Source organism: Thermodesulfatator atlanticus DSM 21156, from assembly GCF_000421585.1.
Lineage (GTDB): Bacteria > Desulfobacterota > Thermodesulfobacteria > Thermodesulfobacteriales > Thermodesulfatatoraceae > Thermodesulfatator > Thermodesulfatator atlanticus.
In genome coordinates, this window is record NZ_ATXH01000041.1 from 1 (window position 1) to 9,086 (window position 9,086).

Consider the following 9,086-nt stretch of genomic DNA (forward strand, 5'->3'; position numbering starts at 1 on the left):
AAAGCGTTTCCTGAAATAGGGGATCCTGTCAGGGGTAAGCGTAATTTTTCGCCTGTCCCCGTAGTAGAGCTTTACGCGCTCAATTACTTCTTCGTCAGAGAAGGAGTCAGGAGGGAGCATGCGGCAGAGGAGATGGAAGTGGTTCCCCATGATGCAGAAGCCATAGACTTCAACGAAGAATACTTTGGAGAGCCAGCGGAAGAGGTGAAGTAAGTGGTCTTTTTCGGCAGGGCCTAAGACGTTATGGCCTGGAAGGGCGGTGCGAGAGATGATGTGATAAGCGGCCTCTGGGTTTTTGATGAGCTTTCTAGGAATACGAGCCATGATAGCCTCCTTCAAAAAATTTGCCTGTCCCTTTTATTTAGATCGGCTGAGTAGAAATGCGGCTTAAATAATTTTGCCTGTCCCCGAAAACTGTATAAACTTTAGAAAAGATATTTTGCAAAAAAAGTCTCTGTAAGTTTGTTTTTAAGCTGCTATTTTGAAGGAGTTTGGTTTTGTTAGGTAATCAAGAAAGGTATTCTGGGCGATTTCCTGATGTGTTGTTACGCGTTGTTTAATTTCGTCAAAATGGTCAAATAAGGCTTTTACTATTTTTCCGTCAAGTTGTCCTTTCTTAACCTGGTTGGTAAAAATTTCCTTAACTTTTTCGTCAGGCATACTATCTCGATAAGGTCGCCTTTCTATAAGAGCCGTAAAAATGTCTGCCACTGCCATAATGCGCGTACCAAGGGTTAGTCTTTCTGCAGTTAACCCAAAAGGGTATCCTGAACCATCCAGTTTTTCATGATGAAAAGCCGCCCATTCAGCTATGGTTTCAAAGCCGTGAATAGAAGAAAGTATCATGTAAGTGTGATAGGTGTGTTGTTTTACAATATTAAATTCTTCTCGCGTAAGCTTTCCTGGTTTTTCAAGAATCGAATTAGGGACTACCAGTTTTCCAAGATCATGAAGGCTTGCCGCAATTTTCATGAGAAGTATTTCTTGTTCAGTAAGTCCACAAATATGAGAAAGGATAGTAGCACAAGCAACCACACCGCTAGAGTGGGTAGAGGTATATTTACTTCTAAAGTCGATTATTTTGCTGAAAAAAGTGGCCAACTGGGCTACTTCATCAAGGCTAATCTGGATGTGTTCTAATGGTCCGTAATTAAGTAGTATAGAATATAGCCTGGGTGAAACAATATCGAGCCAGCAGGCTTCTTGTTTGGCAAGACTCATAAAAAGATCAACTACATCTCGGTGAATTTCTTTCCCCGAAAGGGCTAGCACTTTGCCGGTAATATGACTACTTTGGTCAAGAATATAACGATTTCTATCAATAGAGCGCTCTACAAAATCAGCCAGGTTCAAAATTTGGGATTCAAGAACATAGGGATCATCTAGGTTTTTTCCCGCTTCTTGCCAAGTTTTCCAGGGGCGGTGGTGATAGCGCACCAGCGGTGCCATAGGGACAAGATAGGGGATAGATTTAAAAAGTCGTTCGCCTCTCACACAATGAGGGTTAAGGTCTTTTTCTTCTGAGCGGTGAAGGCGTAATTTGTCTTTTGGATTTAGGGCCCCTATATCGTGGAAAAGAGCCGCGATATAAATATGCCGTATTTTTTGGGCTTCAAGGCCAGCTAATTTGGCAAGCCGCCAGGAGAGATATGCCACCCTTATCTGATGGGTCGAAATGGCAGGGCTTGAAAGATCAATAGCATCTGAGACCGAAAGAAAAAAATTGTTGAGGTTGATCGTTATATCTCTAACCATACCAGAGTTATTTTCGGTCACTTGCTAAGAAAGCTTGAAAAATATTAAGAGGACATTAAACACCCGACATTGCTGATGCCAGGATTGCAAAAGTCTCTGATAAACAGCCTGTCCCCTTAAGAGCAAATTTATCCAGAACTCTGCGCCGGTTGAGCCAAGGATGAAATATTACTTGACAAAATGAGTAGAAAAATTTAGCTATTGTAAAAGAATATCAACAAGGGGTATTCGATGATTCAAAAACATCAAAAAGAAGACTATTTACCGCAGCTTGAATTGTTTAGGGAATATATTCGGCGCAAAGGGCTTCGGTTTACCCCTGAAAGGGAAACTATTGTCAAAGAAATCTTCTCCCTTGATTCCCATTTCGATGTAGATGAGCTTTATCTTCGCCTGCGCAATAAAGGGAAAAAGCTCTCAAAGGCTTCGATTTACCGCACTATTCCTCTTTTGATCGATTGTGGGCTTATCCAAGAGGTTTATCACGAAGACGGACACATGCATTATGAGCCAGCCACCCAGTATCCCCACGGGCATGTGCGTTGTTTAGAGTGCCGTAAGATTGAAGAATTCGAAGACGAACGCATCCAACAGATTGAACAAGAAGTAAAAGAAAAGTTGGGCTATCGCATCACAGGTTTGCGTTTTGAGCTACTGGGGTATTGTCCAGACTGCCTAAAAAAAGCTCATGCTTAGGGGGGATGCTATGACCCTTGATGACCTGCGTACCGGAGAAGAGGGAGAGATTGTAAGCATTAAGGTCAATGGGCCTTTAAAAATCCGCCTAATGGAGCTTGGTTTTGTCCCCGGAGCCAGGGTCAAGGTGGTGCGTTATGCCCCGCTAAAAGATCCAGTAGAATACGAAATAAAAGGCTATCATATTTCCCTGCGCCACGAAGAAGCCGCCCAAATCCAGGTCAAAAAGTTGCCTTCTTAGTTGTTTCATGCCCGAAAAATTCCTTTTTAAGAAAGAAAAAAAGTTGTTCTCTTTATGGGATATAAAAGCATATCTCGAAGCCAAAAGAAAAGATTTTTTTGTTTTTTTAGAGACTTCACGGCCAACAGTAGACGATAAGCGGCATCTTTTTTTTGGAGATCCCGTCCAAGTCTTTTTATTTCATCCCGGAGAGGACGTGTCTTTGTTTTTTTCCCGTCTTGAGCAGGCCTTGGCCCAAGGCTTTTGGCTTGCTGGTTTTTTTGCTTACGAATTTGGCTTCTTTTTAAATCCAAAATTAAAAAAACTTTGCCCTGAAAAAACCAATTTTCCCCTGGCTTTGTTAGGTGTTTTTAAAGAGCCTGAGATTTTGAGAGCTGGGCCGGCTGCTTTTTATGAGAGTCCTTTACCAGGTTTCAAAAATCTGAGGCTAAGCTTAAACAAGAAAGATTATGAGGCCAAAATAATCCGTATCAAAGACTATATCGCTTCAGGAGATACTTATCAGGTAAACTTTACGCTCAAATATCTCTTTGAGACTGAAGCAGACCCTCTCGCTATCTATCTTGCTTTGCGCAAAAAGCAAAAGGTCGCCTTTGGGGGGCTTTTAAAGGCCCCTGGTCTTTCGGTCATAAGTCTTTCGCCTGAGCTTTTTTTTCGCGTAGGGCAAGGGAAAATTTATGCCAAGCCCATGAAAGGTACTGCCCCCAGAGGGGCAACTCTTGCTGAGGACCAAGAAATTGCAAAATTCCTTTCGAGTGATCCCAAAAACCAGGCCGAAAACGTCATGATTGTTGATCTTTTGCGCAATGACCTTGGACAAGTTTGTAATCCCGGAAGTGTGTGGGTGCCACGGCTTTTTGAGGTTGAAAAATATGAAACCGTCCACCAAATGACCTCAACCGTCGCAGGAGAATTGAAGACAACTGCTCTTGGAAAAATTTTAAAGGCTCTTTTTCCGTGTGGTTCGGTAACCGGGGCGCCTAAAATCCGTACCATGGAAATCATTGCTGAACTTGAGAATGCGCCACGAGGGGTATATACCGGGGCCTTTGGTTTTATTTCACCAGAAAAAGAAATGACTTTTAATGTGGCTATCAGGACCCTTTTTTTGCGCGAAGGCAAGGGCGAGTTTGGCATAGGCTCAGGAATCGTCTGGGATAGTGACCCCGAAAAAGAGTTTGAAGAGTGCCTTCTTAAGGCCAAGTTTTTGACTGACCCTGCCATTGAATTTTCACTGATTGAAACCATGAAGTTTACCCCTGGCGAGGGAATAAGGCTTTTGCCCTTTCATCTTGAAAGGCTTGCCAGGGCTTCTGCTTATTTCGATTTTCCTTTTGATCGGTCTTCTTGCGAAAGGTTTATCTCGGAAAATTTAGCTGGTTTAGCTTTTCCCGCTAAGATAAGGCTTCTTTTGTCTCAGGATGGTTCTCTTGGTCTTGAGGTTTACGAATTAAAAGAAATCAAAACACCTGTGGTTGCTGGCCTTGCTCAGAGAGATTTTGATCCCCCGAAACAATTTGTCTATCACAAAACTACTTATCGTTCCTGGTTTCTTCCCTGGCAGGAGCGTGTCCGCAAAGAAGGCCTTTTTGACGTGATCTTTTATGATGAAGACGGCCGTTTGCTTGAGGGCACCATTAGTAACATCTTCCTTGAAATCGACGGCAGGCTTTATACGCCCCCGGCAAAACTCGGGCTTCTTCCAGGAGTTTTAAGGGAAAGCCTTTTGCGTTCGCAAAAGGCCAAGGAGCGTGAGCTCACCATTTATGATTTAAACCGTGCGGCAAAAATTTACCTGGGAAACGCTGTGCGCGGGCTTTTGCCGGTTAAAAAGATAGTTGAGGTGTAAGGAAAAGCGGCGTCTTCCCCTCAAAAGAAACAACTTCTCCGGGATAGCTTATAAGTGCTTTTAGTTCTGAGTTTAGCGCACACTTTTTGAATTTTTTTGGTGGATCATCAAGGGCTTCGTCTCCCAGCTTGTAAGCCCCCCAGTGAATAGGCATGGCAAAACGTGTTTTCAGTTCGCAGGCGGCTTTTACCGCTTCCTCTGGGCTCAAATGAAAAGGGGCCATGAGCTCCCGCGGAAGATAAGCTCCCGCTGGTAAGAGAGCCAGGTCAAAAGGGCCAAAGAGTTTGCCTATTTCTTCGAAACCGAAGAAATAGCCTGTATCTCCGCCAAAAAATAGCGTAAAGCCGCGGCTCTTAAGGATAAAACCTGCCCAGAGGGCAAAATTTGTGTCTGTTAAGTTTCTCTTTGACCAATGCTGCAAAGGGACTGCGGTAATGGCAAAAGTGTCAGTTTCGTAAGTTTCGAACCAATCAAGTTCAATCAGGGATTCGTGGCGAATATAAAGGGAGGTGTTAAGAGGGGCAACTACGCAAGGATTCCCCGGGATTTTGCGAAAAGACGGTAGATCAAGGTGATCGCGATGGGCATGGCTGTAAAGAACAAAATCTATCTCAGGAAGTTCTTCTGGCAAAAGAGGGGGCAGGGTGTGCCTTTTTACAATGCCGCCTATGTTGCCAAAAATGGGATCAAAAAGAAAGTTAAACCCTTCTAGCCTCACGAATACGGTGTCATGGCCCAGAAAACACACCAACGGCCCCTGAGTTGAAGTGAGGAGATCTTTCATTGGTTTTACTATCGGGATGCGCGGGGTTTCTTTTACAATCAAGTGTGAGAGCTTCCACTTGATAATCTTGGCGAGTTTAGGGGCTTCGTAGGGAAGCCACGGATTTTTAAAGCGACCATCAGGAAGATGATGTAGTTTTGCCCGGGCTATTTCCACAAGAGAAAGTGTTTGAACCGCTTCCATGAAGATACTTTAAACCAAAACCCACTTTTACACAGCTCTTAATGGGTATTAATTTTTTTGTCTTCTTCAAGAAGTTTTTTAATGCGCTCTGCTACTGCAAGAATTGCTCTCGCGGCTTTGGTATTGCGGTCATGGGCAAGTAAGGGTTTTTGCATGCGGATACTTCTGGCCAAGGCAGGATCTTTGGGAATGGCCCCCAGGTAAACGGGATTAATCCCGAGGTAGCGGTCAATAACCCGGTTTAAATGGGAAAAATATTGTGCGCCTTCTTTGGCATCTGCTTGATTGGCAAGTAGCCAGAAGTTTTTCTGCCCGTAATCCCGGTGAAGCACCTTCATAAGGGCGTAGGCATCTGTTATGGAGGTCGGCTCTGGGGTAAAGACCACTATGGTATATTTGGCCAGGCAATTAAACCAAAGCACCGCGGGGCTTATTCCTGCTCCGGTGTCAAATAGCAAGAGATCGTAATTAAGGGCGAGCTGGTTAAGCCCTAGCTCGAGGATGCCCCGCATTTCAGAGTCTGGCTGGGCAAGCTCTACCACTCCTGAGGCTGCAGGCAGGATGTGAAATCCGTATTCTCCTTGGACAACGGCTTCTTTGATGGGGCGGCCTTCAAGAAGCACATGCCTTACCGTTACGTCCGGGGCAAGGGATAACATTACGTCCACGTTGGCAAGGCCAAGGTCCGCGTCAACCAAAAGGACCCGGTATTCTGGTGAAAGTGCGAGAGAAAGGTTTATAGCCAGGGAAGTTTTCCCCACCCCTCCTTTTCCGCTGGTAATGCTAATCATCATATGACCACACTCCTTTAAGGGCTTCGCGTTCTTCAAAGGAAAGGCCTTCAAGTTCGTTTTGCCACAAGACTTTTTCGTCGTCGGTGACAATTTTATTTCGTCCGCTTTCTTTGGCCCGGTAAAGCAAGCGGTCAACTTCTTGCAAAAATTCGTGTGCTGAAATATTGCTACGCGGCCGGTAGGTGGCAACCCCCATGCTTGCGGTAATGGAAAAGGGATTTTTTTCAGGGCCAAAGCGCAGGGAAGCAAGTTCCTGTTTTAAACGATTGGCCGCAGAAAGCGCTCCTTCTGAGCTTGTGCCAGGCAAAATTATGGCAAATTCTTCCCCTCCGTATCGGGCAGGGATGTCGATTTTGCGGATGTTTCTTTTGATAAGGGCGGCAACGCCTTTTAACACTTCGTCGCCTGTTAGGTGGCCGTACTTGTCGTTTACCCTTTTGAAGTGATCAAGGTCCATCAGAATGAGAGAAAAAACGCTTCTTTCGCGGATAGCCCTTTCGACATTTATCTCAAGCTCTTTTTCAAAGAACCGACGATTGTAAAGACCTGTCAGGAAATCAAAAGAGGCCTGATTATGGAGTTCCTCACAAAGGTTACAGAGTTCCTGGATTTTTTCCTTGATTTCAGGGTCCAAGCCGTTTGCTTTTTTTGCTAAAAGGCCTTTTATATCTTGAATTCTTTTCCTGATATCCATCTAGGAGCCTTTTCGACCAATTTATGAAAAAACTAAAGCCCCCCAAAAGCGGGGGCTTAGAACTTAAATGCGGAATTTATGAGCGGCTTCTTCCAGGCGTTTGGCAGCTTTGAGAAGTTCTTCGGCGTCATGATAAAAATTCTTGACAATCTCAGCACTCTGGCTGGTGCTTTCACGCACTGCAATTGTTTTTTCACGGATTTCTCTAGATGCTTCTCCTTGTTGCATGACCCTCTGGGATATTTCGTTCATAACAGAGGTATGTTCTTCTATGGCAGAGGCCACGGAGTTTGCCATGTCATTTACTTGATCTATGATTTTGGCAATGTTTTCTACGGCCTCCATGGCGTCAGCGCTCTGGTTCTGGATGCTTGATAGATTTTCGGCAATTTCCTGGGTGGCTTCTGTTGTTTTCCGGGCAAGATCTTTTACTTCGTTGGCAACTACAGCAAAACCTTTGCCTGCTTCACCTGCACGAGCAGCCTCAATACTTGCGTTTAAGGCCAGGAGATTGGTTTGATTGGCAATATCTTCGATCATCTTGAGAATGCTAGAAATTCCTTCAATAGTTTGGTGAAGGTTTTGCATGATATCTTTACTTCTTTGAGCTTCTTCTACGGTTTGTGAAATTACTTCGGTGGTTCTTACTGTATTTTCGCTTATTTCATGTACTGCTTGAGATACTTGTTCCATGAGATTTTGTTCTTCATCAATACTTTCAATAACTTTCCCTACGAATTCTTCCATTTCATAGCTTGCTTTTTCTGCCTGAGAGATTTCTCTTTCTACAAGACTGGTAGAGTCTTGAACATGTGTTGTTTTTTGGGCAATATTTTTTGTTTCAGTATAAATGCCTTTCAGAAGGGATTTGAGCTGTGCGGTAGTTTGGTTAACCATGCTGGCTATTTCGCAAAATTCTTTAACGCCTTGTTCTTTAATTTTGATGTTAAGGTTTCCTTTAGCAATAGCACTTAATCCTTCTTTTAGGTCAGATACTGGTTTACTAAGAATTTGCGAAAGAAAGATAGAAATTCCAAGATAAGCTAAAAGACAACTAATAAAACCTAATATCACTTTATGGATGATAGGGTTTACTTCGCTGCGGAAGTCTTTTTCATAAAGTCCTGTTCCAATAACCCACCCCCAGGGCTTAAAGTCTTTTACAAATGACAATTTCGATTCAACATCGTTCTTATTGTCTTTATATTGCCAGTAATATTTGACAAATCCTTCACCATTTTTTTGGGCAACTTCTGCCATTTCTTTGAATAATTTTGTGCCTTTTTTATCTGCTATACTGGTGATGTCTTTTCCTTCTAAGGCAGGTTTATATGGATGCATAATCATTATTGTTTTTGTGGGATTGTCTGTATTTATCCAGAAATAGTCTTTCTTTTCTGGCCCATAGCGCAGTTTCCTAATAGCTTCTTTTGCCAGAAATTTAGCTTCTTTTTCGGTAATTTCCCCTTTTTGGGAGACTTGGTAATAGTGAGCTGCTACAGAATAAGCAGAGTTTACCAGGTCTTTTAGTTTTTGTTTTTGTAAATGGAGTAAAATTTGATCTATGGATTGCATAATGACTAATAGAAAAGTGGCAAAAATGATCCCACCAACCAAGGCCTGGACGATGGAAAAAGTCCGAAAGGTCCAGTATTTTTTAAACGTTTCCATAATTCCTCCTTAAAGTTTTTAATTAAATTGCAAAATTTTTTTCGGTTTTTTTTCGAAAACACATAAATGCTAGGGAAAAAATGAAACAGAAACCCCCTTGGTAGGAGCATTAAACGCTTGAAATGTTAATGAATCCTCGCGAGATACTGTGGATTTTGTCAAGCCATTTGCAACTGCAACTCCTCCATCGCTTTCTTATACTTGGCAAACGCAAATAACAGGAGCTTACGCGCACAGGCCGTCACCGCTACCTTTTTCGGCTTACCTTTCTTCACCAATCTGTCGTAAAATTCCCTCAATACCCCTTTACCGCTCGCTATCGCACTAAGGGCTCCCATGTAAAGTAGTCCCCTTAGCCTCTTGTCCCCCTTCTTGCTTATCTGCGCCGCCTTCTTCGTATTCCCTGATTCTTTGGTCTC

At 43.3% G+C, this 9,086-nt stretch carries 10 protein-coding genes; 3 read left to right on the forward strand and 7 right to left on the reverse strand.

Annotated features, from left to right (window positions below; genetic code table 11):
- The coding region (locus tag H528_RS0111535) for a transposase (protein WP_022854461.1) at window positions 1-324 on the reverse strand (324 nt) is incomplete at its 3' end.
- Between the two features lie 144 nt (window positions 325-468).
- Window positions 469-1,755 (reverse strand): HD domain-containing phosphohydrolase, encoded by a 1,287-nt coding sequence (locus H528_RS0111540; protein WP_022854462.1) that lies wholly within the window; start codon window positions 1,753-1,755, stop codon window positions 469-471.
- Between the two features lie 231 nt (window positions 1,756-1,986).
- Between H528_RS0111540 and H528_RS13675 the strand changes: the two genes are divergently transcribed.
- The 3 genes from H528_RS13675 to pabB all read left to right on the forward strand — a co-directional run bounded on the left by H528_RS13675 (window position 1,987) and on the right by pabB (window position 4,541).
- Complete coding sequence (locus H528_RS13675; protein WP_022854463.1) at window positions 1,987-2,451, forward strand: Fur family transcriptional regulator; 465 nt, start codon at window positions 1,987-1,989, stop codon at window positions 2,449-2,451.
- Window positions 2,452-2,461: 10 nt separating this feature from the next.
- A complete protein-coding gene (locus H528_RS0111550; RefSeq protein WP_022854464.1) occupies window positions 2,462-2,692 on the forward strand; it encodes a FeoA family protein in 231 nt (76 codons plus the stop codon).
- Window positions 2,693-2,894: 202 nt separating this feature from the next.
- Entirely contained in the window at window positions 2,895-4,541 is a 1,647-nt protein-coding gene (gene pabB / locus H528_RS0111555) for an aminodeoxychorismate synthase component I (protein ID WP_169352799.1), read from the forward strand.
- Here the strand turns inward: pabB and H528_RS13680 are convergent.
- The 5 genes from H528_RS13680 to H528_RS13695 all read right to left on the reverse strand — a co-directional run.
- Entirely contained in the window at window positions 4,519-5,508 is a 990-nt protein-coding gene (locus H528_RS13680) for an MBL fold metallo-hydrolase (RefSeq protein WP_022854466.1), read from the reverse strand. The genes pabB and H528_RS13680 overlap by 23 nt on opposite strands.
- 38 nt (window positions 5,509-5,546) lie before the next feature.
- Entirely contained in the window at window positions 5,547-6,302 is a 756-nt protein-coding gene (locus H528_RS13685) for a MinD/ParA family protein (RefSeq protein ID WP_022854467.1), read from the reverse strand.
- Window positions 6,292-6,996, reverse strand: a complete 705-nt coding sequence (locus tag H528_RS13690) for a GGDEF domain-containing protein (RefSeq protein ID WP_022854468.1) — start codon at window positions 6,994-6,996, stop codon at window positions 6,292-6,294. The genes H528_RS13685 and H528_RS13690 overlap by 11 nt, the downstream gene beginning before the upstream one ends.
- A 63-nt stretch (window positions 6,997-7,059) precedes the next feature.
- Window positions 7,060-8,667, reverse strand: coding sequence for a methyl-accepting chemotaxis protein (locus H528_RS0111575; protein ID WP_022854469.1), 1,608 nt, complete (start codon window positions 8,665-8,667; stop codon window positions 7,060-7,062).
- Between the two features lie 158 nt (window positions 8,668-8,825).
- Window positions 8,826-9,086, reverse strand: a 261-nt coding sequence (locus H528_RS13695; protein WP_157608250.1) for a transposase, incomplete at its 5' end; no start/stop codon positions are given.